The sequence below is a fragment of the Rhodococcus sp. IEGM1428 genome, assembly GCF_050321865.1.
GTDB lineage: Bacteria > Actinomycetota > Actinomycetes > Mycobacteriales > Mycobacteriaceae > Rhodococcoides.
The window spans coordinates 384,551-408,177 of record NZ_JBNQFW010000005.1; the positions used below are offsets into that span (position 1 = coordinate 384,551).

Below are 23,627 nucleotides of genomic sequence, written 5' to 3' on the forward strand. Positions count from 1 at the left end.
TACGCGGTGGGTTTCGTGCGCGGGTTCACCCGTCATCGCGGGTACGCGGACTGTTTCCGGAATCCGATCCCGATGCCGCGTCGGTTCGTTACCGATTCGACTGTCGAGTGTGATCGCATCGGGATGCGGGTGGACGGGTAGAGGGCGGGGGAGCTGACAGAGTTTCTCCGATGACCACCCGCATCGGCTCGCGCAGCCGTGGAGCCGCCACGGTGGTGGCGGACGGCGTCTCTTTCACCGGATTGGTGACGACGCTGGCCACGACGATCGTCCTCGGAGTCGCCCTCGGTTTGGTTGTCGCAGGCGCGTGGTAGACATGCCCATCGGCTGACAGGGGGTCGCCGAGTCTGGGGGCGTCATGAGTTCGAGCAAGTCCACACGCACGCGTTCGGCAGTAACGGTGATCGCTGCTGCGCTGATCGCCGTGAGCAGCGCCGTTGTCGGTTCGGGCACCGCTGCCGCCGATCCCAACTGCGCCGGAGCCGGCGGTTCGTCGGCCGTGGTCACGAGAATTCCCGGGGCAGCTCTCGAAGGCCTGGCCGTCGACGCGTCGGGCCGCGCCTACGTCACCGACATCGTCTCCGGCCGGGTGTACCGCATCGACGCGCCGGGCCGGGCCGCGTATCCCATCGCGAAGGTTCCGAGCGGCGGCGGCGGAGCTCTGGCCTGGATGCCCGACGGCACACTCCTGGTCGGCTACGGGGCCGACCCTCGCGTCTTCGTCGGCGACCTCGTCAAGGCGGCCGGCATCGTTCGACTCGACGTGAACTCGCTTGCCGTCACCCCGTTTGCGACCGGCCTGAGTGCTGCCAACGGACTCGCTGTCGCTGCCGACGGAACTGTGTACGCCACCAACGACTTCGGCTCGCTCATCGGTCGGATCGGTCCCGACGGTTCCGTCGACCCGGATTGGGCTCGCTTTCCGAGCGCCAACGGCGCTGTCCTCGACGCCGCTGATCAGTATCTGTACGTCTCGCGAACATTCGTGAACCCTGGGGTCAGCCGAATTCCGATCGCCAACCCGTCGGCACCGGAGAGCCTGCTCGACCTGTCGGGACTGGGCTCCTTCGCGGCGCCGGACGGACTGACTCTCGATTCCGCCGGACGCCCCGTGGTGCCGCTCAATGCCGGCGGATCCGTCGTCCGCATCGATGCGCCGGGGGCCACCTGCGTGATCGGCACCGGTACCCGGTTGACGAGCGTTGTCGCTTACGGTCGCTCCGAACAGGGTTTTTCGAGCGGACGATTGTTCGGTGCAGGCTTCGACGGCGTGGTCCGCGAGATTCCGGGACCCAAAGCCTAGGGTTGTCGGCGTGACGCTCGAACTTCATGCCGACCCGATAGATCTGACCGCTGCACTGGTGGACATCCCCAGTGTCAGTGAGGACGAATCGCGCATCGCCGACGAGGTGGAGCAGGCGCTCCGCGAGCAGACCACTGGCTTCGAGATCATTCGGAGCGGCAACGCCGTTCTGGCCAGAACCAACCGCGGGCTCGGATCGCGGGTGATGCTGGCCGGCCATCTCGACACGGTGCCCATCGCCGACAACGTGCCGTCGAGGCGGGAACACGACAGTGCCGAGGGCGACATCCTGCACGGGTGCGGAACCGTCGACATGAAGTCGGGGGACGCCGTCTTCCTGCATCTCGCGGCGACCATCGACAACCCCGCGCACGACCTGACTCTGGTGTTCTACGACTGCGAGGAGATCGCGGCCTCGCGAAACGGACTCGGCCGCATCGAGCGAGAACTGCCGCAGTGGCTCGAGGCCGACGTCGCCATTCTCGGTGAACCGTCCGGCGGTTTCATCGAGGCGGGGTGTCAAGGGACACTGCGGGTCCGGCTCACGGCGTCGGGAACGCGGGCACACAGTGCCCGTTCCTGGCTGGGAGACAACGCAATTCACAAGTTCGGTGCCGTACTCAACCGGCTCGCTGCCTATCGGGCTCGCTCCGTCGACATCGACGGCTGTGTGTATCGCGAAGGGCTGCAAGCAGTTCGGATCTCCGGTGGCGTTGCGGGAAATGTCGTTCCCGACGCCGCCGAACTGGACGTGAATTTCCGGTTCGCGCCGGATCGCAGTGTCACCGAGGCCGTCGAGCATGTTCGTGAGGTGGTCGACGGGCTCGATCTCGGCTTCGAGGTCACCGACTCGTCACCGGGTGCCCTCCCCGGTCTGAACCAGCCCGCGGCGGCTGCGCTGATCGAGGCCGCGGGCGGGCAGTTTCGGGCGAAATACGGCTGGACCGACGTATCTCGGTTCTCGGCCCTCGGCATCCCGGCGGTCAATTACGGGCCCGGCGATCCCAACCTCGCCCACAAGCGGGACGAACGCGTCCCCGTCGAGCAGATCAGCCACGTCACACAGGTTCTCCGGAGCTACCTCTCTGCCGGATAGCCTGAACGGCATGAACAGCGACCAGGACCCAGGCGGTTTCGAGGGACACACCGAGAAGCCGGCCAGACACAAGGGATCCGTAGTACTCCGGCGTGGCCGAAACACGGAGACGTCCACCTCCGATCAACGCCTGCTCGACGAGCGAGGACCGGGCAACTGGATTCACTCTGATACCTGGCGAGTGCTGCGCATCCAGAGCGAGTTCGTCGAGGGATTCGGCGCGCTCGCCGAGGTACCGAAAGCCGTGACGGTGTTCGGGTCTGCCCGCACCCCCGTCGACCATCCCGAGTACGCCCGAGCCCGGCAGCTCGGAGCCGCCCTCGCCGAGGAGGGCTTCGCCGTCATCACCGGCGGCGGACCGGGTGTGATGGAAGGTGCCAACCGCGGTGCGAGCGAGGCCGACGGCTACTCGATCGGGTTGGGCATCGAATTGCCGTTCGAGCAAGGACTCAACGAGTGGGTCGATCTGGGCGTCAACTTTCGATACTTCTTCGTTCGCAAGACCATGTTCGTCAAGTACTCCCAGGCGTTCGTATGCCTGCCCGGTGGCTTCGGTACCCTCGACGAACTGTTCGAGGCGCTGACCCTGGTGCAGACCGCAAAGGTCACGAAGTTCCCGATCGTGTTGTTGGGCAAAGACTTCTGGTCGGGACTGCTCGATTGGATCAAGACGACTCTCGTGAAAGAAGGCAAGGTGTCCGAGAAGGACCTCGACCTCATCCACTGCACCGACAGCGTCGACGAGGCCGTCCGCATCGTCCGCGAGGCCCAGCAGTGAACAATTCGGTAGCGAGCAACCCGGCAACTGGGGGACACACGCTCAGTGTCTGCGTCTACTGCGCGTCGGGTCCCGTCGACTCCTCGTTCATCGAACTCGCTCGAGACGTCGGAACCGAGATCGGCCGACGTGGCTGGCAACTCGTCTCGGGCGGTGGCAACGTCTCGATGATGGGCGCGGTGGCCGCGGCGACGCGAGCGGCAGGCGGGAACACCGTCGGCGTCATCCCGAAGGCACTCGTGCACCGCGAGGTCGCTGACGTCGACGCCGATGAGCTGATCGTCACCGGCACGATGCGCGAGCGCAAGAAGATCATGGAGGATCGCGCCGACGCGTTCATCACGTTGCCCGGCGGTATCGGAACGCTCGAGGAACTGTTCGAGACGTGGACTGCGGGCTACCTGGGCATGCACAGCAAGCCGATGGTGATGCTCGATCCGTTCGGCCATTTCGACGGGATGATGCAGTGGATCGACGGTCTCCGGTCGACCGGATTCGTGCAACAGCGAGCACTCGACGCACTGGTCAGGACGACGACGGTCGAATCGGCGCTGGATGCGTGCGCAACGTTGTGACAGGTCACGAACCTTGCCCGCGGAGTGAGATGCTCAAACTTGTTACCCTCAAGTAGGGTAAGAAATCTCACACCGTCTCAAAGGGGAGTTCATGGCTGTCGATGCCCGTCAGAAAATTGGAGTGACCGACCTCGCGGTCGCGTTGCCGAAAATGGTGACGGAGGTGCCGAGCCTGCTCAAGGGTCTGGCGGGATTCACTCGCAAGCCCGATCACAAGGTGTCGATCGGCCTGATCTTTCAGGAGGCCGCTGCCAAGAACAGCAGCCGCCCGTTCGTGCGGTTCGAGGGTGAGTCGACCTCGTACAAGGACGCCAACGAGCTGGTCAACCAGTACGCCGCAGTGTTCGCCGACCACGGTGTACAGCGCGGTGACGTCGTCGGCGTGCTGAGCAAGAACCGTCCGGAGGCGCTGTTCGCCGCGCTCGCTGCCGTCAAGCTCGGTGCCACCGCAGGCATGCTGAACTACAACCAGCGCGGCGATGTGCTCGAGCACAGCCTCGGGATTCTCGACGCGAAGGTCCTGGTACTGGACGAGAACGCGCAGGAAGCTCTCGATTCGCTCGACGCGGAGCCGAAGGTGGGAGCGGTGCTGCCACTGAAGAAGCTGGCCGAGCTGGCCGCAACGGCGTCCACGGCCAACCCGAAGGTCACCGCAGAGATCCAGGCCAAGGAGAAGGCGTTCTACATCTTCACCTCGGGCACCACCGGCATGCCGAAAGCCAGCCTGATGAGCCATTTCCGCTGGCTCAAGTCGATGTCCGGGCTGGGCAACATGGGTGTCCGGTTGCGCAGCAACGACGTCATCTACTGCTGCCTGCCGCTGTACCACAACAACGCACTGACGGTGACGCTGTCCTCGGTGCTCGCCGGCGGAGCCACCATGGCCATCGGCAAGCAGTTCTCGGTGAGCAATTTCTGGGACGACATCCGGGTCAACAAGGCCACCGCGTTCACCTACATCGGTGAGCTGTGCCGTTACCTGCTGACGCAGCCGAAGAAGAGTTCCGATCGCGACAACTCGGTCAAGTTGATCGTCGGCAACGGCCTCCGTCCGGAGATCTGGGAAGAGTTCACCGAGCGATTCGGTATCTCCCGCGTCGCCGAGTTCTACGGTGCCAGCGAGTGCAACATCGCGTTCATCAACGCTCTGAACATGAAGAAGACCGCGGGAATCTGCCCTCTGCCGTACGCCGTCGTGCAGTACGACGAGGAATCCGGCAAGGCCAAGCGCGGTCAGGACGGCAAGCTCCGCAAGGTCGGCAACGGGGAGATCGGATTGCTGCTGTCCAAGATCACCGACCGGGCACCGTTCGACGGCTATTCCGACGACAAAGCCACCGAGAAGAAGATGGTGCGCGACGGCTTCAAGGACGGTGACGCCTGGTTCGACACCGGCGACCTGGTCCGCAAGCAGGGCTGGATGCACGTCGCGTTCGTGGATCGCCTCGGTGACACCTTCCGCTGGAAGGGCGAGAACGTGGCCACCACCCAGGTCGAAGGTGCCCTCGGCGGACACTCCTCGGTCGACGGTGCCGTCGTGTACGGCGTCGATATCGACGGAACCGACGGCAAGGCCGGCATGGCGGCGGTCACGCTTCGCGAAGGCGAAACCTTCGACGGCAAATCGGTCGCCGAGCACCTCTACGACAAGCTGCCGAGCTACGCGGTGCCGCTGTTCGTGCGTGTCGTGGACAGCCTGGAGCAGACGTCGACGTTCAAGAGCCAGAAGGTAGCCCTACGCAAGCTCGGGTACGAGGAAGACAGTGCCAGCGATCTGTACGTACTGCGCGGCAAGTCCGGTGGCTACGAAAAGGCGTACGACGGGTACGTCGACGAGGTCGCCGCAGGTAAGGCTCCCAAAGGCTGAGCACCCGAAAGATGCGCGCGTGTCACTATTGATTTCATGAGCACCCTCTGCGGCAAACCGGTTGCCGACGACCGCGCTTTGGTGATGGCCATCGTCAATCGCACCCCCGATTCGTTCTACGACGGGGGTGCGAATTTCACCGACGATGCCGCGATGGCGTCGGTGCACCGGGCAGTCGCCGAGGGTGCCGACATGGTCGACATCGGCGGTGTGAAGGCCGGTCCGGGCGACATCGTCGACGCCGAGGAGGAGATCCGACGCGTCGTTCCGTTCGTCGAGGCCATTCGGGGTGCGTATCCCGAGCTGCTGATCAGTGTCGACACCTGGCGTAGCGAAGTCGCCAGGTTGGCCTGCGGCGTGGGCGCGGATCTGATCAACGACACCTGGGCCGGAGCAGACCCCGAGTTGGTGCGCGTCGCGGCGGCCGAGGGTGTCGGCATCGTCTGTTCGCACACCGGTGGTGCCGTGCCCCGGACGCGTCCGTATCGGGTTCGGTATGCCGATGTGGTGGCGGACGTGATCGCGGAAGTCACCGCAGCCGCCGAGAATGCTGTCGCCGAGGGGGTGAAAAAAGATTCGATATTGATCGATCCGACGCACGATTTCGGGAAAAACACCTATCACGGGCTCGAGTTGTTGCGGCGCGTGGACGATCTTGTAAACACCGGGTGGCCTGTGCTCATGGCGCTGAGCAACAAGGACTTCGTAGGCGAGACTCTAGGGGTAGAGCTCGTCGACCGGTTGGAGGGAACATTGGCAGCGACAGCATTGGCCGCAGCAGGCGGAGCCCGAATGTTCCGGGTGCACGAGGTTGCGTCGACCAGAAGAGTCGTAGACATGGTGGCAGCGATCCAGGGGCTCCGAACCCCGGCGCGGACGGTCAGGGGTCTGGCATGACACTTGCGGATCGAACGGACGTGACCATGGCATGGTCCGAGACCAACAGCTGGGACGTCCCCGACTGGACGATCGCCGAACTGGAAGCCGCGAAGGCGGGCCGGACGGTGTCGGTGGTACTCCCGGCGCTGAACGAGGAACAGACCGTGGCCGCGGTCATCGACACGATTCATCCCCTGCTCGGGGGACTCGTCGACGAGCTGATCGTGTTGGACTCCGGTTCGACCGACGAAACAGCCGTCCGCGCGACGGCGGCAGGCGCGCGAGTCATCAGCCGCGAGGAAGCGGTCCCCGGAATCGACCCGGTGCCGGGCAAGGGTGAGGTGCTGTGGCGATCGGTCGCGGCGTCGACCGGTGATCTCATCGCCTTCGTCGACTCCGATCTGATCAATCCCGATCCGGCGTTCGTACCGAAATTGCTCGGACCGCTGCTGATGGGCGACGGTATCCACCTCGTCAAGGGCTACTACCGCCGTCCGCTGCGGGTCAGCGGCACCGAGGACGCCAACGGCGGTGGCCGAGTCACCGAGCTCGTGGCCAGGCCACTGCTCGCTGCACTGCGACCGGAGTTGACGGGCGTCATTCAGCCGCTCGGCGGGGAATACGCGGGTACTCGCGAGCTGCTGTCCGCGGTGCCGTTCGCGCCCGGCTACGGAGTGGAGATAGGGCTGCTGCTCGATACGTACGACAGGCTCGGTCTGCAGGCGATCGGTCAGGTGAATCTCGGTGTGCGCAAGCACCGTAACCGTCCGCTGGTAGAGCTCGGGGCGATGAGTCGGCAGATCGTCGGAACGATGCTGAACCGGTGCGGCATGGTCGATTCCGGTGCCGGGTTGATGCAGTTCCGGGTGGACGGTGATTCCTTCGAGCCGTTCTCGACCGAGGTGTCGCTGATGGATCGACCGGCGATGAACTCGCTGAAGTAGTCGTGTCGGGCGGGCGTGACAAGATCGTGGCATGTTGACGCTGCTGATCTACGTCGTCGTCATTGCTGTCGTCGCTGCTGCGTTGTTCTTCGTGGCGTCGACGGTGTTCGGTCGCGGTGAGGAACTGGGCCCACTGCCCGAGGGAACCACCGCGACCGTGCTGCCCGCGGAGGGCGTCACCGGTACCGACGTGCGCGCGCTGAAGTTCCAGCAGACCGTGCGGGGGTACAAGCCGAGCGAGGTCGATTGGGCACTCGAACGGCTCGGCGGCGAAATCGACATGCTTCGGTCGCGGTTGTCCGCAGCGGAGGCCGGTGCACAGTTGGGGTTCAGGCCCGCTATAGACCACGAGCCGGGCACGACCGAACCGGGCGAGCGGTGAGCGCTGTCGCCGGACCGGACGGCAGGCTGCGCTGCCCGTGGGGTGCCACCGACGACGAGCTGTATCGGGATTACCACGACACCGAGTGGGGGCAGCCTCTTCACGGGCGAAACGAGCTGTACGAACGGCTGTGTCTCGAGGCGTTCCAGTCCGGCCTGGCGTGGATCACGATCCTGCGCAAGCGCGAGAGTTTCCGGAGCGCATTCGCCGGTTTCGACCCGGAACGAGTGGCCCGGTTCGGCACCGCTGATGTCGAACGGTTGATGAACGACGCGTCGATCGTGCGTAATCGCCTCAAGATCGACGCTGCGGTGAACAATGCTCGGGTCATCGTCGAGTTGAACGACACCGACCTCGACACCCTGCTCTGGTCCTTTGCGCCCGAACCCAGGCCGGGGCGGCTGACGGAGTCCTCCGACGTGCCTGCCTCGACCTCCGAGTCGAAGGCTCTGGCCAAGGAGCTCAAGCGTCGGGGGCTGCGGTTCGTCGGTCCGACAACCGCCTATGCCTTGATGCAGGCCACCGGAATGGTCGACGATCACCTGTCGGGGTGTTGTGTGCAGGTCACGAATACCGACTCCGATTCCCGGTATCGAGGTCGATAGGGAAGAATAGGACTCAACACCCGTCGCCCCGCGACGAAATTTATCTTTTAGGCCGAGGCGCCGTGCTGATGGGCGCAGATCTGGAGGGAGCAGAGGATGGCGGCGATGAAGCCCCGGACCGGGGACGGTCCCCTCGAAGCAACCAAAGAGGGACGAGGAATCGTCATGCGTGTCCCGCTCGAGGGGGGCGGCCGATTGGTCGTCGAATTGACCCCCGACGAGGCCGCGGCACTCGGAGACGAATTGAAGGGTGTCACCGGCTGATAGTCACGTCGATCGCTCGTCGCTCAGCCCCGCTCGCCGTACCGGCAAGCGGGGCTTTGTGTTGTGGCGACGAGTGTTGTGGCGAGGGGCGTTCGTTCCGGTGTGAGAGAGGTGCTCGATGCTGACCGATGTCGTCGATCTGCTGCTGTGTCCGCAATGCCGGGCGCGCGACGTCGAATCCGGCATGGACTTCGGCGATACCGATCGGACGCTGTTGTGCGATCGAGGACATTCGTTCGACGTGGCTCGTCAGGGCTACGTCAGTTTGTCGACCGGAGACGGTGGCAAGTTCACCGGTGACTCGGCGGAGATGATCGCCGCTCGCGACACGTTCCTGGGGAAGGGCCATTTCGACCCGATCGCAGCAGCGGTCTCGGCTGCCGTTCCGTCGAACAGCGAAGTGGTACTCGACGTCGGGGTCGGTACCGGTCACTATCTCGCAGCTGTGCTCGACGCCCGTCCCGACGCCAGGGGCGTAGGCGTCGACGTGTCGAAGTTCGCTGCGCGCCGTGCTGCGCGATCTCACGTTCGTCTGGGGTCCGTGGTCGCGGACATCTGGAGTGGCCTACCGGTGCGAACGGAAACCGCGTCCGCAGTGACGTGTGTGTTCTCTCCGCGCAACGCCGCCGAGTTCAGCCGAGTTCTCGTACCCGATGGCGTGCTGGTGGTCGTGACACCCACAGCGCGTCATCAGCACGAGCTGCGGGGCCCGCTGGGCCTCATCGGCGTCGAAGAGAACAAGACGCGCAGGCTCGGTGAATCGCTGTCCGGCTTGTTCGAGCCGGTGGCAGAATCCCCGCTCGAGTACTCGATGATGCTCTCGCACCACGACATCGAGACATTGATCGGAATGGGCCCGTCGGCGCGGCACGGTGACCCCGAGTCGCGGTCCGCAGCGCTGGCGCAGCTACCGGACGGCATCGAGGTCACCGCGTCGGTGACAGTGTCGACCTATCGCCGCCGCGCCAACGCTGCGTCGTAGACGGCGAGGGTCTGCTGCGCGATCGACGCCCACGAGAACTCGGCGACGGCGCGCTCGCGTCCTGCCTTGCCCATTGCCGTCGCGAGTGTGGGGTCGAGGGCGACTGCGTTGACGGTGTCGGCCAGATTCCGCTCGAATGCGTCGGGTTCGTAGGAGTTGTAGTGCACCAGGCGTCCGGTGCGGCCGTCGTCGACCACCTCGGGGATACCGCCGACGTCCGATGCGACAACGGCGGTTTCGCAGGCCATCGCTTCGAGATTGACGATGCCGAGCGGCTCGTATACCGACGGGCACACGAATACTGCTGCTGCAGTGAGTATTTCGCGGATCTTGTCGGTGGGAAGCATGTCCTTGACCCAGAACACGCCGCCGCGCTGTTCGGCGAGAAGTGCCACCGCACGCTCGGTTTCCGCAGCGATCTCGGGTGTATCGGGCGCGCCTGCGCACAGAACGAGCTGGATGGACGGATCGAAATGGTGGGCGGCCGCGATCAGGTGCCCGACGCCCTTCTGCCGGGTGATGCGCCCGACGAAGGCGACGATCGGCTTGCTTCGATCGACGCCGATCTCGTCCAGCGTCGAGGTGCCGTGATCGGCGAACCAGCGCTCGGTGTCGATTCCGTTGCGCACCACGTGAACCCGGCTCTTGTCGAGTCGCGGATAGGCGTCGAGCACATCTTTGGCCATGCCCTCGCTGACGGCGATGACGGCGTCGGCGTATTCCACGGCGTTGCGCTCGGACCACGACGAGATGCGGTATCCGCCGCCGAGCTGTTCGGCCTTCCACGGCCGACGCGGCTCGAGCGAGTGCGCGGTGAGGATATGGGGAACGTCGTACAGCTCGGCCGCGAGGTGGCCCGCGAGCCCGGTGTACCAGGTGTGTGAATGCACTACGTCTGCGCCCGAGGCCGCGTTCGCCATTCGCAGCTCGGCCGACAACGTCGTCAACGCAGCGTTGGCTCCGGCGAGAGCGGGATCCGGGTCGTGCACCTGCGCAGTGTCGCGGGGCGCGCCCATACAGTGGATGTCCACGTCGCACAGCGACTTCAGCTGCGCGGACAACTCGGTGACATGAACTCCTGCGCCACCGTAGATCTCCGGGGGATATTCCTTGGTCATCATTGCTACGCGCACGTGAACGAACCTACATTCCCCAGCAGTTGTGCGTGTACTGCTCGCAAGGTTCTCTCGGTGCGGATAGGTTGAGTGGGTGAGGACACAACCGCACGTACTAGGGATCGTGCTTGCCGGCGGTGAGGGTAAACGTCTTTACCCGATGACCGCCGACCGAGCCAAGCCGGCCGTTCCCTTCGGGGGCGCCTACCGACTCATCGACTTCGTGCTGAGCAATCTCGTCAACGCCGGTTACCTCCGGCTCTGCGTGCTCACCCAGTACAAGTCCCATTCACTGGACCGCCACATCTCGCAGACGTGGCGGCTGTCCGGATTCGCCGGGGAGTACATCACTCCGGTGCCGGCGCAGCAGCGACTCGGGCCCCGGTGGTACACCGGCAGCGCCGACGCCATCTTCCAGTCACTGAACCTGGTGTACGACGAAGACCCCGAGTACATCGTGGTCTTCGGAGCCGACCACGTGTATCGGATGGACCCGGAGCAGATGGTGCAGCAGCACATCGACTCCGGTGCGGGCGTGACCGTCGCCGGGATCAGGGTTCCGCGCAGCGAGGCATTCGCGTTCGGCTGCATCGACTCCGACGCCGACGGCAAGATCACCCAGTTCCTCGAGAAGCCTGCGCAGCCGCCGGGAACTCCGGACGACCCCGACGTCACGTACGCCTCCATGGGCAACTACGTGTTCACCACCAAGGTGCTCGTCGACGCCATCAAGGCCGACTCCGAGAACACCGACTCCGACCACGACATGGGCGGCGACATCATTCCGGCGCTCGTCGAAGCAGGCGTCGCGTCGGTCTACGACTTCAACGACAACGTCGTGCCCGGTGCCACCGAACGCGATCGCGGCTATTGGCGAGACGTGGGCACCATCGACGCCTTCTACGACGCCCACATGGACCTGGTGTCGGTGCACCCCATCTTCAATCTGTACAACCGCCGCTGGCCCATCCGCGGATCGGCCGAGAACCTGCCGCCCGCGAAATTCGTTCAGGGCGGCTTGGCTCAGGAGTCGGTGGTCGGTGCCGGCTGCATCCTGTCGGCCGCCACCGTGCGGAACTCGGTGCTCAGCTCCAACGTGATGATCGACAGCGGCGCGACGGTCGAGGGCAGTGTCCTGATGCCCGGCGTCCGGATCGGCAAGGGTGCCGTCGTGCGCCACGCGATCCTGGACAAGAACGTCGTCGTGGGCGACGGGGAGATCGTCGGTGTGGACCACGAACGCGATCGTGAACGCTTCAACGTCAGCGCCGGGGGAGTGGTATCGGTCGGTAAGGGCGTCTGGATCTAGAGCCTGCGGCAGTGGTGCGGTTAGGTGCCGCAGAGGGCCCATAACCGCACCACTGCGCGGAGCGCACTCACGCTCTCGACGCGCAGATCAAACCGTCGCCGAGGGGCAGCAGTACCGTCGTGAGCCGTTCGTCCTCGGCGATCGCTCGCGCTGCGGATCGAACGGCCACTGCTGTGGCGTCGCGCTGAGTGGGATCGGCGACTCGACCACCGAGCAACGCGTTGTGCAGCACCAGAACTCCACCGGGGCGGAGCAGTCGAACGCTCTCGGCAACGAAATGTGGATGGTCTGCGGGACTCGCGTCGATGAACACCAGATCGTAGGTGTCGTCGGCCAGTCGGGGGAGCACGTCCAGTGCCCAGCCGTTGATCAACCGGGTGCGTGAGGGTGCAATTCCTCCGGCGCGGAACGCTTCTCGGGCTGCGCGCTGGTGCTCCGGCTCGGTGTCGATCGTGGTGAGAACGCCATCGGCACGCATCCCGTCGAGCAGCCACAGGCCGCTGATTCCTGCGCCCGTTCCGATCTCTACGACCGTCTTGGCCCCGAGCATCTGGGTGAAGATACTCAGAATCGCCCCGACCGACGGCGGTACCGGGGCGGCACCGAGGTCGATGGCGCGCTCTCTGGCTGCGATGAGAACCTCGTCCTCCTGAGCGGAGTCTTCGGCGTAGGCGAGCATCTTCTCGGCGTTGGTCGGCACGCCCCGAGGTTATCGTGCCGGAGGCTCGATCTCACGCACACATTCTCAGGTGCGCCTCAGGTGATTCATACCGGACCCACACGCGGGTCGGTCAGGCTATGGAGGAATCGAAGGTCCGTCTCGATTGCGAAGTGTGAGCTGGAACATCCGAGGGTAGTCGTCGGTTGAGTCAGAAGGACGTACGCAGTCCTGAGCAGGAGGATCCAGCTATTTACAAGATCAACGGCGATCGCGACACCGCGCGTCTACCCGAGTCAGTACCCGCGCCCGAGGACCTCAGCGGAACCGCAGTTTTCGATGCGACCGGCGAGGACTCCACCATGCCGTCCTGGGACGAGCTGGTTCGCGAGCACGGCGACCGCGTCTACCGACTGGCATACCGCCTGTCCGGCAACGCTCAGGATGCCGAAGACCTGACTCAGGACACGTTCATCCGGGTGTTCCGCTCCCTGTCCAACTACCAGCCCGGCACCTTCGAGGGCTGGCTGCACCGCATCACCACGAACCTGTTCCTGGACATGGTCCGTCGCCGTAGCCGCATCCGCATGGAAGCACTGCCCGAGGACTACGACCGCGTCCCCTCCGACCGGCCCAACCCCGAGCAGATCTACCACGACGCGCGGCTCGACCCCGATCTGCAGTCTGCGCTCGACTCGCTGGCACCCGAGTTCCGCGCCGCAATTGTGCTGTGCGACATCGAAGGACTGTCGTACGAGGAGATCGGTGCGACACTGGGCGTCAAGCTCGGAACGGTCCGCAGTCGCATTCACCGTGGACGCCAGGCGCTACGCGAGTACCTTCGAGTGCACGGGAAGGTCGACTCCGGTCACGCAAGTGTCCACTAGCTACGAGGAGGGTTGGATGACGCAGGCGCGCAAGCCCCGGCAGTTCAGCTCCACCGAACATCTGGCCAGTGAGGCCGTTGCGGCATACGTCGACGGCGAATTGCGGATGCCCGCGTACCTTCGTGCTGCCCACCACCTCGCCGAATGCCCGGAATGCGCGGCCGAGGTCGAGGCCCAGCAGCAAGCGCGCAAAGCGTTGCGCGGGGCGGGTGAGATGTCGATGCCGCACTCTCTGCTCGGCCTGCTCAGCCAGATCCCGTCGTGCGCCGGCGAGGATCGGCCGGCCCACACCAAGCGAACCTTCATGTCGTCCGTCGCCGCTGTGCGTCGCCGCCGACGCTGACGACATCGAGATCTGCCCGACTCCTCACCTGCATCGAGCCGAGCCGACCGCTCGAGTGATACTGAACTCTCACACCGACGTATGCGAGGGGTAACCGGACGCGTGACTTCGAATTCGACCAGCACCGAGACCGCAGGAACCGACCCGTCGGATTTCGAGGCCGCGCAGAACGGTCCGGAAGGTCCACGGTTGCCACCGCGTCCGGTGTATCGGCCCTCCGTCGATCCGGTGTCGGCTTCGGTGTTCGGACGTCCCGAGGACGTCGACGGCTCGTTCTCACCGCGCCGCCCCGGCGAGCAATTGCCGTCGCGTGTGTCCGTTCGACCACCCGATCCGATCCTCGCCGAGGCATTCGGACGTCCGGACGATGCTCAGGAATCGCTCCAGCGTGATCCCGACGCCCACGACGACGGCGACACCGCCGCGTCGGAGCCGGCCGATCCGTGGCGTGATCCCGCGTCCCGGGTATCTCTCGGCAGCGCAGCGGTCGATGCTCCACCACCTCCTGTGCTTCCTCCCGGAACCAAACTCGGCGTCCGCGACGTGTTGTTCGGACGGTCGGTATCGGTCCGAGCTCTCGTCGTACTCGGTGTCCTCGCACTCGTCATCGGCTTGGTCGGTGGCCTGTTCGGTCGCCTGACCGCCGAGGTGACCGGCGCACTGACCAGCCAGAAAGTGACACTGACCCAGTCCAGCGGTGACGACATCCCGCGCGGGCAGATCAGCAAGGTCGCCGACGCGGTCCTGCCGTCCGTCGTGTCGATCCAGGTGACGCTCGGGGAGACCGGGGGCACCGGCTCGGGCGTCGTGATCAGCGGTGACGGCTACATCGTGACGAACAACCACGTGATCTCCCTTGCCGCATCCGACCCGGACAACTCGACACTCGAAGTCACCTTCTCCGACGGCACCAAGGTGCCCGGCCGCATCGTCGGCCGCGACACCAAGACCGACCTCGCCGTCCTCAAGACCGAAGTCGGCAACCTCACCGAGGCCCAGCTCGGTAGTTCCGGCGACGTTCGCGTCGGCCAGGACGTCATCGCCGTCGGCTCGCCCCTGGGATTGAACAAGACGGTCACCTCCGGCATCGTCAGCGCGCTCGACCGTCCCGTCGCGCTGTCGGGGGAGGGCACCGACACCGATGCGGTCATCGATGCCGTACAGACCGACGCCGCTATCAACCCCGGTAACTCCGGCGGCCCGCTCATCGACTTCGAGGGCCGCGTCATCGGCATCAACTCGGCGATCCGAAGCGAGAGCGGCGGATCGGTCGGCTTGGGCTTCGCGATTCCGGTCGACGAGGTCACCGAGGTGGCACAGAGCTTGATCCGGGACGGCGTCATGAGACATCCGGACTTCGGCATCAACGCCCGATCGGTCATCAATGACACCTCGGCCGGTGCCGAAGTCGCCAACGTGCGCACCGACGGCCCGGCGCAGCAGGCCGGAATCGTCGAAGGGGACGTCATCACGAAGGTCGGCGACCGCACTGTCGGAGATGCGGACGAACTGGTGGTCGCGGTGCAGGAGACCACGATCGGCCAAGCGGTACCCGTGCAACTCGTCCGTTCGGGACGGCTGGTGGACGTCTCCGTCACGCCGGTTTCGGACTGACGACGTAGGCTGGCAGGCGTGTTCGGCAACATCGGTTGGGGAGAGCTCGTAATCCTCCTCGTAGCAGCTCTGGTCATCCTCGGTCCGGATCGCCTTCCCGGTGCCATCAGCTGGGTGTCCAAGTCCATCCGCCAGGTCAAGGACTACGCCAACGGCGCGAGTCAGCAGCTCAAGGACGAGCTGGGTACCGACTTCGAGGACCTTCGCAAACCGCTCGCAGACCTCAACCAGCTCCGGGGCATGACGCCGCGTGCGGTGATCACCAAGCACCTGCTCGACGGCGACGATTCGATCTTCAAGAACCCGTTGGACGACACCTTCAAGGGCAAGCCTTTCGACACCAAGCCGAAGAACCTCGGCGGACCGACGCCACAGAACGGCATGTCCTCGGGCAGTACATCCGGGAGTGCCGTGTCGATGAGCAAGAACGAGCCGAAACTCGCAGCGGGCGATACTCCGCCGATCGACGCCGACGCCACGTAGACGCACCCTCAGCCCGCCAGCCAGGCCACCCCGGCTGCTGGTACCGACCTCCCGCCCCGGGATGAATGTGGGATTCAGTCGCTCTGAGTGCAACAAAGGCGCATTGATCCGGGACGGGGGGTAGCGGGCGGGGCGCGGTGGGCAAACGGGAGAGCGGGCGGCTAGAGCACCTTGTTCAGGAAGTCCTGGGTACGTGGGTTCTGTGGGTTACCGAACAACTCGTCGGGGGTTCCCTCCTCGACGATGACGCCCTCGGCCATGAAGATCACTCGATCCGCGACTTCGCGCGCGAAGCCCATCTCGTGGGTGACGACGACCATCGTCATACCGCCCTTGGCGAGGTCGCGCAGCACCTGCAGTACTTCGCCGACCATCTCGGGGTCGAGTGCGCTGGTGGCCTCGTCGAACAGCATGATCGACGGGCTCATGGCCAATGCTCGCGCGATGGCGACACGCTGCTTCTGCCCGCCCGAGAGGTTGGCCGGCTTGTAGTCGGCGCGCTCGGACAGGCCGACTTGTTCGAGCAACTTCGCAGCCGACTCCTTCGCCTGCGACTTCGACATCTTCTTGGTCTCGACGGGCGCGAGCATGACGTTCTCGAGGGCGGTCATGTGCGGGAAGAGGTTGAAGTGCTGGAACACCATGCCGATGTTCTGGCGCACCTTGTCCAGATCGACGTTCTTGCCCGTGAGGTCGGTGCCGTCGACGACGACCGATCCGGCAGTGATGTCTTCGAGCTTGTTGAGGCAGCGCAGGAACGTGCTCTTGCCCGAGCCCGAGGGGCCGATCACACACACCACTTCACCGTTGGCGATCTCGGCGTCGATGCCCTTGAGAACCGTGTTGTCGCCGAACGCCTTCTGCAGGCCCTTGATCGAGATCTTCGTTCCCGGACCGTTGTCGACCGGCAGGTCCTTGGTCAGTTCGGTGCTCATTTGTTGATCCTCTTCTCGAGCCGGTTCGACAGCTTGGTGAGAGCCATGATGATGATGAAGTACAGGACGCCGACGATGAGCCACATGTTGAACGACTCGAAGTTGCGAGCGATGATCAGACGACCCGTCTGCGTCAACTCGGCGAGGCCGATGACCGAGAGCAGCGAGGTGTCCTTGAGCGTGATGACGAACTGATTGATGTACGACGGGATCATCGTGCGAATTGCCTGTGGCATCACCACTTTTCGCATCGACTTGAGGTAGCTGATGCCGAGGCTGCGCGAGGCCTCCATCTGTCCCTTGTCGACGGCGAGGATACCGCCGCGGACGATCTCGGCCATGTAGGCACCGGCGTTGAGCGAGAGCGTGATGATGCCTGCGGTGAACGCCGACATCTGGAAGTTCAGCGCCGCGGGGACACCGAAGTAGATGAAGAATGCCTGCACCAGAAGCGGTGTGCCACGGAAGATGTCGACGTAGGTGGTGCCGATTCCGCGGAGCACGATGTTGGTCGAGACGCGGAACAGGCCGAAGATTCCGCCGAGCACCAACGCGATGGCGATGGAAATGACGGTCAACACGATGGTCAGCCACAAGCCCTTGAGCAGCAACTGCCAGCTGCTGGCGATCAGGCCGGGGATGGACGTGTCCGCGGTGGATGCGTCGGCGTTGAGGTAGGTGTCGAGAATCTGGTCGTACTGGCCGTTGGCGCGCAGGTTCTCCAGTCCGGTGTTGAACTGTTCGAGCAGTTGCGCGTTGGTGCCCTTGGCGACGGCGAATCCGTAACTGGCACCGGCTTCTTTATCGGTGACGGTCTTGAATCCGTTGCCCTGGGTGATGCCGTAGGCGAGCACCGGGTAGTCCTCGAAGGCGGCCGCCGAGTTGCCGGTGCGCACTTCCTCGAACATGGTGGCCGAGTCGTCGAAACTTCGAATGGTGAAGCCGTACTGATCTGCGATCGACGCGGCGAAGGTCGCGCCCTCGGTGCCGTTCTTGACTGCGACTGACTTACCGCGCAGATCCTCGTATCCCGTGATCTCGTCGTTGGAATCCAGAATTGCCATCTGGACACCGGAATCGAAGTACGGCTCGGAGAAGTCGAAAGTGGCTTTGCGCTCGTCGGTGATCGACATGCCGGCGATCATTCCGTTGAACTGGCCGCTGGTGACGCCCTGGAGCGCGGTATCGAACCCGACCTGCTCGACGGTGTAGTCGAAGCCTTGATCGACCGAGATCGCCGCCAGCAGGTCCATGTCGATTCCGACGAGTTTGCCGCTCTCGTCCTGGAATTCGAACGGTGCGAACGTGGTGTCGGTCGCGATCGAGTAGTTCTGCGCGGGCGGGGCGGGTTGTGCGGATGCCAGGCCAGGACCGAGTAGCGATCCCAGCAGGGTCATCATCAGGGCGATCAGAACCGGAACGACGACCGGCCTGATCCGATGCGGCTTCTTCATGAAGGCCACTCTCTATCGACAGTAGGATTGAAGGCAAATCCTAAGGCTTCTGCCCTGTTCCCGACGTCGTTTGTCGGGTATAACCGTCGTTTCTAGAGCTTGCGGGCCGAGTCGATTCCGAGCGACATTCCGACCAGTCCACGTTCGCGGACTGCCAACTTCGCGGCGACGGCCTCCAATGCCTGTGCCGCAGGCGATTCCGGGTTGCTCAATACGATCGGCATCCCGGCGTCACCACCCTCGCGGACGGCGGTGTCCAGGGGAATCTGGCCCAGCAGGGGAACGCTGGCACCGACAGCTTTCGTGAGTCTGTCCGATACGTCCTGTCCGCCACCGGATCCGAAGATGTCCATGCGGGTGCCGTCGGGCAGTTCGAGCCACGACATGTTCTCCACGACGCCTGCGACGCGCTGGCGGGTCTGCAGGGCAATTGCTCCGGCTCGCTCGGCAACCTCGGCCGCGGCCTGCTGCGGAGTGGTGACCACAAGAATCTCGGCACTCGGAATGAGTTGGGCGACAGAGATTGCCACGTCTCCGGTGCCGGGGGGAAGGTCGAGCAGCAGCACGTCCAGGTCGCCCCAGAAGACGTCGGCCAGGAATTGCTGTAGCGCGCGGTGCAACATCGGTCCGCGCCAGACGACCGGAGTGTTGCCCTGGGTGAACTGGGCGATCGAGATGAACTTCACGCCGTGCGCCTGCGGCGGCATGATCATCTTCTCGACCTGCGTCGGCCGCGCGTCGTTGCCGAGCATGCGAGGCACGGAATGGCCGTAGATGTCGGCGTCGAGCACGCCCACCGACAGCCCACGAGCAGTCAGTGATGCCGCGAGATTGACCGTCACACTGGACTTGCCCACGCCGCCCTTGCCCGACGCCACCGCGTAGACGCGGGTCAGGGACCCGGGTTGTGCGAACGGGATGATGGGCTCGGCGGAATCGCCGCGCAGAGACTTGCGCAGTTCGGTGCGCTGCTCGTCGTTCATGACGTCGAGCTCGACTGTCACGGTGCCCACGCCTGCGACGTCGGCGACGGCGTTCTTGACGCGATCGCTGATCTCGGTCTTCATCGGGCAGCCGGAGGTGGTGAGGTAGATGCCGACACCGACGGAACCGTCGGCGGATACATCGATGCTCTTGACCATTCCCAGATCGGTGATGGGTTTGCGGATCTCGGGGTCGATCACCTTCGTGAGCGCGGTCCGAACGTCGGATTCGGTCAGTACAGCCATTGCCTCATGCTAGGCGGTGGGCACTGCGTCGATGGACAGCAGGGCAGGCGCGGACACCCGATCAGTGAATGCGCGGGAGCTGGTCCGACGTCGGGACGATGCCGGTGGCGTATCCGGCCGACCATGCCAGCACGTTCGCCACGTAGGCCATCGAATTGTTGTAGCGCAGGATCGCTCTGGTGGTGGATCCCAGGTCACGCATGTTGGTGCCGTCGTCGCACAGGTACATGCCGGTGGCCAGGGCTGCGTCGTACAGATTCTGTGGGTCGGAGACTCCGTCGCCGTTGCCGTCGGCGTGATACAGGTTCCACGTCGAGGGCAGGAACTGCATCGGTCCCACTGCGCGGTCGTATTGGGTGTCGCCGTCGAGTGCGCCGCCGTCGGTGTCACGGATCACCTGATTGCCGGCGAGGGTGCCGTTCAGAACCGGTCCGAGGATGGGCTCGTGCAGCTCGCCTGAGTCGTCGACCTTGCCGTTGTTGGCGTGGGTGGACTCGACGCGGCCGATGCCGGCGATGACGGTCCAGCTGATGCCGCAGCCGGGCTGCTGCTGGGCGAGGATCCGCTCGGCGTTCTTGTAGGCGGCGACGTTGACCACCGGAATCGCGATGGGGCTGACGGCCAGGTTGGTGGGGAGCTCCGGTGTGGGCGGGATCTCAGGGACCGGCGCGGGTGCAGGGACCGGTGCCGGTACCGGAAGCTCGGCCTGCGCCACCGGCTGGGCCTGCTGGTCCTGGGTGATCGGCTGCGGGGTCTCGACCACCGAGTTCGATTCCTGCGCTGCAGGCGAGGTCTTCGCGCTGACGAACGGAATGTATTCCGTTGCTCCGGCGCTGGTGGCGGCGGTGACGAGTCCTGCGGGGACGAGACCTGCCAGAGCAATCACCGAATTCCGTCGAACCTTGGAAGTCGATGCTTTTCTGTGACGACCCACGCGTGCTGTACCTCCTGATTTCCCCGGACGACGTCCGGGGCCCGAGCTGATGACCGGGATCGAGGGTACCTGATTCGAGACTGTTCTGTTATCGGGCTGTTATCAGCGGCGATGCCGTGCGGTCAGGGCAGCGGATCGTTATCGGAGGCGTCCGGCGCACCGGCATCGTCCTGCACCCGCGCGGCTGCCTTCTTGCGTGCTTTCTTCGGCGATGTGACCGGCTGACCTGTTGCGTGCTCGAGCAGTGCCTTGATCTCGTCGAGTTCGCGGCGCAGGTAGTCGCGGGTGGCGACCTCACCGACGGCGATGCGCAGCGCAGCGAGTTCGCGGGCCAGGAATTCGGTGTCGGCTTTGGTCTGTTGGGCGCGGGAGCGATCTTCCTCGAGGGAGACGCGGTCGCGGTCGTCCTGCCGGTTCTGGGCCAGCAGAATCAGCGGCGCGGCGTAGGCGGCCTGAGTCGAGAAGGCGAGATTGAGCAGGATGAAGGGGTAGGGGTCCCACTGCAGATTGACCGCAACGACGTTGAGGAAGATCCAGACGATGACGATGCCGGTCTGAATGGCCAGATAGCGCCCCGTGCCGAGGAATCTGGCGGCTTTCTCGCCCGACTTGCCGAGATCGAAGTCGAGATTGACGTTGAACATCCGCGATCCACGCGGAGTGTCCATTCTCTGGCGTGCTGTTTCTTTCACTGTCCCGCCACTTCCTGATCTCGCCAGTCCTCGGGCAGCAGGTGATCGAGGACGTCGTCCACGGTCACGGCCCCGACCAGGTGGTCCTCGTCGTCGACCACCGGGCCGCAGACGAGGTTGTACGTCGCGAAGTATCGCGTCACGGCGGTGAGGCTGTCGTCGGGGGACAACCGCGGAAGAGCGCTGTCCACCACTCCGCCGACCAAGCTCGCCGGGGGTTCTCGCAGTAGCTGCTGCAAATGGACGCAGCCGAGGTACGGCCCGGTCGGCGTCGCGGTCGGGGGCCGCACGACGAACACCAGGGAGGCCAGCGCAGGCGTCAGGTCGGGGTTGCGCACCCGGGCGAGAGCCTCGGCCACCGTCGTCGACGCGGTGAGAACGACGGGTTCGGGGGTCATCAGACCACCGGCGGTGTCGGGGGAGTGCTCGAGCAGGCGACGGACAGGCGCGGAGTCCTCCGGATCCATCAGGCGCAGAAGCGATTCCGCTTCGGTCTCGGGCAGCTCGCCCAGGAGGTCGGCGGCGTCGTCCGGGTCCATGGCCTCGAGCACGTCGGCACCGCGGTCCACACCGAGGTAGTGCATCAACTCCACCTGATCGTCGTCGGGCAGCTCCTGAACGACGTCCGCGAGTCGCTCGTCGTCGAGAGCCCGCGCCACCTCCATACGGCGCTTGACGGGCAGCTCGCGCATCGCGTTCGCCACATCGGCCGCGCGAAGATCCTCGAACTGCATGAGCAGTTGCGCCACACCCTGATCGGGCATGGACAGCTCGTTCTGCGTGAGCCCCTGCACGTGCTGCCAGTCCACGACGTGGATCGCGCCGCGGCGCGCGAGGCGCTGACGCTGCTTACGCACAGCCACTCGTGCGACCACCCAGTCCCTCGTTCGGGTGAGCTCGATGCCGAGGTCGACGACGATCGAATCTGCGTCGTGCAGCTCGTCGAGCTCGGGATCGTCGACGCGCACCTTGGAGTCGAGGATCTGCGCGAACACCAGAATCTCGTTGGCGCGCTGGGTGAATCGACGCAGGCTGACGTTACCGGTCGTGAGTTGAACCGAGTTGGGCTCGATGCTGGTCACGCGGAGCATCGGCACGAAAATTCTTCGGCGAGTTGCCAATTCGACCACCAAGCCGAGAACTCTCGGTTGCGCTCTGCCGACGCGCATCGAGATGACCACGTCGCGAACCCGGCCGATCGATTCGCCGTCGGGGCCCAGGACGCCCAGGCCTGCGAGCCTGGCCGCGAATACCTTGCTCAGTGCTGCCATGATGGCAAGGTTAGAGGCTGGACAATACAGAGTATGAATCAGACAGGGGTTGTGCTGCGGTGAATGCGTCGGGCCTACGGCGATCGGTACTGGCCGTTCCGGGCAGTTCGGACAAGATGATCGCCAAGGCCAAGGGTCTGCCTGCCGACGCGATCTTCCTCGATCTCGAAGATGCCGTCGCCCCCATCGCGAAGATCGAGGCTCGGGCGCGCATCGTCGATGCGCTGAACTCCGATGGCTGGGGCGATCAGATCAAGGTCGTGCGCGTCAACGACTGGACGACGCAGTGGACGTACGGCGATGTCATCGACGTCGTCTCGGGCGCAGGCCGCAATCTCGACGCCATCCTGTTGCCGAAGGTCGAGTGCGCCGCGCACGTCCAGGCGTTGGATCTTCTTCTGACTCAGCTCGAGAAGGAACACGGTCTCGACGTCGGTGCGATCGGGATCGAGCCGCAGATCGAGAGCGCACGCAGCCTGCGCAACATCGACGAGATCGCGACCGCGAGTCCCCGGGTGCAGACGTTGGTGTTCGGGCCCGCGGATCTGATGGCCAGCGTGAACATGCGCACCCTCGTGGTCGGCGAACAGCCGGTGGGATACGACACCGGCGACGCCTATCACCACATTCTGATGACCATTCTGCTCGCCGCACGAACTCACGGACTGCAGGCGATCGACGGCCCGTACCTGCAGATTCGTGACCTCGATGCCTTTCGTCGGGCGGCGGGCCGCACGGCCGGCCTCGGTTTCGACGGTAAGTGGGTACTGCATCCGACGCAGATCGAGGCCGCCAACGAGATCTTCGCGCCGCTCCAATCCGACTACGACAAGGCCGAGATGATTCTCGACGCCTACGAGTTCCATACCTCCGCGGCGGGCGGCGCTCGCGGGGCGGTGATGCTCGGCAACGAGATGATCGACGAGGCGAGCCGCAAGATGGCTCTGGTCGTCACGGCGAAGGGGCGCGCGGCCGGCCTGACGCGCACGACGACGTTCGAGCCGCCCACCTCCTGACCTCACATCGAA

Annotated in this window: 26 protein-coding genes; 18 read left to right on the top strand and 8 right to left on the bottom strand. The window is 64.8% G+C overall.

Annotated elements, in window-relative coordinates:
• Positions 1–170: 170 nt before the first annotated feature.
• The 12 genes from ACQR3T_RS23030 to ACQR3T_RS23085 all read left to right on the top strand — a co-directional run bounded on the left by ACQR3T_RS23030 (position 171) and on the right by ACQR3T_RS23085 (position 9,675).
• Positions 171–314 carry a hypothetical protein gene (locus ACQR3T_RS23030; protein ID WP_155290847.1) on the top strand — a complete coding sequence of 48 codons (144 nt, stop codon included), beginning with the start codon at positions 171–173 and terminating at the stop codon, positions 312–314.
• Between the two features lie 44 nt (positions 315–358).
• Positions 359–1,303, top strand: coding sequence for an SMP-30/gluconolactonase/LRE family protein (locus ACQR3T_RS23035; RefSeq protein WP_428694931.1), 945 nt, complete (start codon positions 359–361; stop codon positions 1,301–1,303).
• A 10-nt stretch (positions 1,304–1,313) separates the two neighbouring features.
• Positions 1,314–2,399: a succinyl-diaminopimelate desuccinylase gene (dapE, locus tag ACQR3T_RS23040; RefSeq protein WP_428694932.1), complete on the top strand. Its 1,086-nt coding sequence runs from the start codon at positions 1,314–1,316 to the stop codon at positions 2,397–2,399.
• Between the two features lie 10 nt (positions 2,400–2,409).
• Positions 2,410–3,177, top strand: a complete 768-nt coding sequence (locus ACQR3T_RS23045; protein ID WP_032375935.1) for a TIGR00730 family Rossman fold protein — start codon at positions 2,410–2,412, stop codon at positions 3,175–3,177.
• Entirely contained in the window at positions 3,174–3,752 is a 579-nt protein-coding gene (locus tag ACQR3T_RS23050; protein ID WP_428694933.1) for a TIGR00730 family Rossman fold protein, read from the top strand. The genes ACQR3T_RS23045 and ACQR3T_RS23050 overlap by 4 nt, the downstream gene beginning before the upstream one ends.
• A gap of 91 nt (positions 3,753–3,843) precedes the next feature.
• Positions 3,844–5,619, top strand: coding sequence for a long-chain-acyl-CoA synthetase (locus ACQR3T_RS23055; protein ID WP_094609682.1), 1,776 nt, complete (start codon positions 3,844–3,846; stop codon positions 5,617–5,619).
• A 36-nt stretch (positions 5,620–5,655) separates the two neighbouring features.
• On the top strand, positions 5,656–6,516 hold the full coding sequence (folP, locus tag ACQR3T_RS23060; RefSeq protein WP_032375933.1) for a dihydropteroate synthase: 861 nt from the start codon (positions 5,656–5,658) through the stop codon (positions 6,514–6,516).
• On the top strand, positions 6,513–7,442 hold the full coding sequence (locus tag ACQR3T_RS23065) for a glucosyl-3-phosphoglycerate synthase (RefSeq protein ID WP_032375932.1): 930 nt from the start codon (positions 6,513–6,515) through the stop codon (positions 7,440–7,442). Before folP ends, ACQR3T_RS23065 begins: the two co-directional genes overlap by 4 nt.
• A gap of 31 nt (positions 7,443–7,473) precedes the next feature.
• The gene (locus ACQR3T_RS23070) at positions 7,474–7,824 is read left to right on the top strand and encodes a DivIVA domain-containing protein (RefSeq protein WP_032375931.1); all 351 of its coding nucleotides are present in this window, start codon (positions 7,474–7,476) and stop codon (positions 7,822–7,824) included.
• Positions 7,821–8,429 carry a DNA-3-methyladenine glycosylase I gene (locus ACQR3T_RS23075; protein WP_032375930.1) on the top strand — a complete coding sequence of 203 codons (609 nt, stop codon included), beginning with the start codon at positions 7,821–7,823 and terminating at the stop codon, positions 8,427–8,429. Before ACQR3T_RS23070 ends, ACQR3T_RS23075 begins: the two co-directional genes overlap by 4 nt.
• A gap of 96 nt (positions 8,430–8,525) precedes the next feature.
• Positions 8,526–8,693, top strand: coding sequence for a DUF3117 domain-containing protein (locus ACQR3T_RS23080; RefSeq protein ID WP_008714277.1), 168 nt, complete (start codon positions 8,526–8,528; stop codon positions 8,691–8,693).
• A 118-nt stretch (positions 8,694–8,811) separates the two neighbouring features.
• Positions 8,812–9,675, top strand: a complete 864-nt coding sequence (locus ACQR3T_RS23085) for a methyltransferase domain-containing protein (protein ID WP_094738571.1) — start codon at positions 8,812–8,814, stop codon at positions 9,673–9,675.
• Here the strand turns inward: ACQR3T_RS23085 and glgA are convergent.
• The gene (gene glgA / locus ACQR3T_RS23090) at positions 9,645–10,808 is read right to left on the bottom strand and encodes a glycogen synthase (RefSeq protein ID WP_094738572.1); all 1,164 of its coding nucleotides are present in this window, start codon (positions 10,806–10,808) and stop codon (positions 9,645–9,647) included. The genes ACQR3T_RS23085 and glgA overlap by 31 nt on opposite strands.
• 76 nt (positions 10,809–10,884) lie before the next feature.
• Here glgA and glgC point away from each other — a divergent pair, with 76 nt between their 5' ends.
• Complete coding sequence (gene glgC, locus ACQR3T_RS23095; protein ID WP_032375927.1) at positions 10,885–12,099, top strand: glucose-1-phosphate adenylyltransferase; 1,215 nt, start codon at positions 10,885–10,887, stop codon at positions 12,097–12,099.
• A gap of 67 nt (positions 12,100–12,166) precedes the next feature.
• On the opposite strand, the gene ACQR3T_RS23100 is transcribed toward glgC, so the two are convergent.
• The gene (locus tag ACQR3T_RS23100; RefSeq protein ID WP_032375949.1) at positions 12,167–12,778 is read right to left on the bottom strand and encodes an O-methyltransferase; all 612 of its coding nucleotides are present in this window, start codon (positions 12,776–12,778) and stop codon (positions 12,167–12,169) included.
• A gap of 239 nt (positions 12,779–13,017) precedes the next feature.
• Here ACQR3T_RS23100 and sigE point away from each other — a divergent pair, with 239 nt between their 5' ends.
• The 4 genes from sigE (at position 13,018) to tatB (ending at position 16,084) form a co-directional block, all read left to right on the top strand.
• The gene (sigE, locus tag ACQR3T_RS23105) at positions 13,018–13,644 is read left to right on the top strand and encodes an RNA polymerase sigma factor SigE (protein ID WP_052058682.1); all 627 of its coding nucleotides are present in this window, start codon (positions 13,018–13,020) and stop codon (positions 13,642–13,644) included.
• A gap of 16 nt (positions 13,645–13,660) precedes the next feature.
• Positions 13,661–13,987: a zf-HC2 domain-containing protein gene (locus ACQR3T_RS23110; RefSeq protein ID WP_032375948.1), complete on the top strand. Its 327-nt coding sequence runs from the start codon at positions 13,661–13,663 to the stop codon at positions 13,985–13,987.
• Between the two features lie 81 nt (positions 13,988–14,068).
• On the top strand, positions 14,069–15,601 hold the full coding sequence (locus ACQR3T_RS23115) for a S1C family serine protease (protein WP_428694934.1): 1,533 nt from the start codon (positions 14,069–14,071) through the stop codon (positions 15,599–15,601).
• Positions 15,602–15,619: 18 nt separating this feature from the next.
• On the top strand, positions 15,620–16,084 hold the full coding sequence (tatB, locus tag ACQR3T_RS23120) for a Sec-independent protein translocase protein TatB (RefSeq protein ID WP_032375925.1): 465 nt from the start codon (positions 15,620–15,622) through the stop codon (positions 16,082–16,084).
• A 161-nt stretch (positions 16,085–16,245) separates the two neighbouring features.
• Here tatB and ACQR3T_RS23125 read toward each other — a convergent pair whose 3' ends face one another.
• The 6 genes from ACQR3T_RS23125 to ACQR3T_RS23150 form a co-directional block, all read right to left on the bottom strand.
• Positions 16,246–17,019 (bottom strand): amino acid ABC transporter ATP-binding protein, encoded by a 774-nt coding sequence (locus tag ACQR3T_RS23125; protein ID WP_094704189.1) that lies wholly within the window; start codon positions 17,017–17,019, stop codon positions 16,246–16,248.
• Positions 17,016–18,473 carry an amino acid ABC transporter substrate-binding protein/permease gene (locus ACQR3T_RS23130; RefSeq protein WP_428694935.1) on the bottom strand — a complete coding sequence of 486 codons (1,458 nt, stop codon included), beginning with the start codon at positions 18,471–18,473 and terminating at the stop codon, positions 17,016–17,018. The genes ACQR3T_RS23125 and ACQR3T_RS23130 overlap by 4 nt, the downstream gene beginning before the upstream one ends.
• A 92-nt stretch (positions 18,474–18,565) precedes the next feature.
• Positions 18,566–19,702: an Mrp/NBP35 family ATP-binding protein gene (locus tag ACQR3T_RS23135; RefSeq protein WP_032375923.1), complete on the bottom strand. Its 1,137-nt coding sequence runs from the start codon at positions 19,700–19,702 to the stop codon at positions 18,566–18,568.
• Positions 19,703–19,763: 61 nt separating this feature from the next.
• Positions 19,764–20,636, bottom strand: coding sequence for a lytic transglycosylase domain-containing protein (locus ACQR3T_RS23140; RefSeq protein ID WP_032375922.1), 873 nt, complete (start codon positions 20,634–20,636; stop codon positions 19,764–19,766).
• Positions 20,637–20,758: 122 nt separating this feature from the next.
• On the bottom strand, positions 20,759–21,304 hold the full coding sequence (locus ACQR3T_RS23145) for a DUF1003 domain-containing protein (RefSeq protein WP_052064891.1): 546 nt from the start codon (positions 21,302–21,304) through the stop codon (positions 20,759–20,761).
• Between the two features lie 20 nt (positions 21,305–21,324).
• Positions 21,325–22,599, bottom strand: a complete 1,275-nt coding sequence (locus ACQR3T_RS23150) for a magnesium transporter MgtE N-terminal domain-containing protein (protein ID WP_032375920.1) — start codon at positions 22,597–22,599, stop codon at positions 21,325–21,327.
• Between the two features lie 59 nt (positions 22,600–22,658).
• On the opposite strand from ACQR3T_RS23150, the gene ACQR3T_RS23155 reads away from it, so the two are divergent.
• Positions 22,659–23,615 carry an HpcH/HpaI aldolase/citrate lyase family protein gene (locus ACQR3T_RS23155; RefSeq protein ID WP_428694936.1) on the top strand — a complete coding sequence of 319 codons (957 nt, stop codon included), beginning with the start codon at positions 22,659–22,661 and terminating at the stop codon, positions 23,613–23,615.
• Positions 23,616–23,627: the final 12 nt, after the last annotated feature.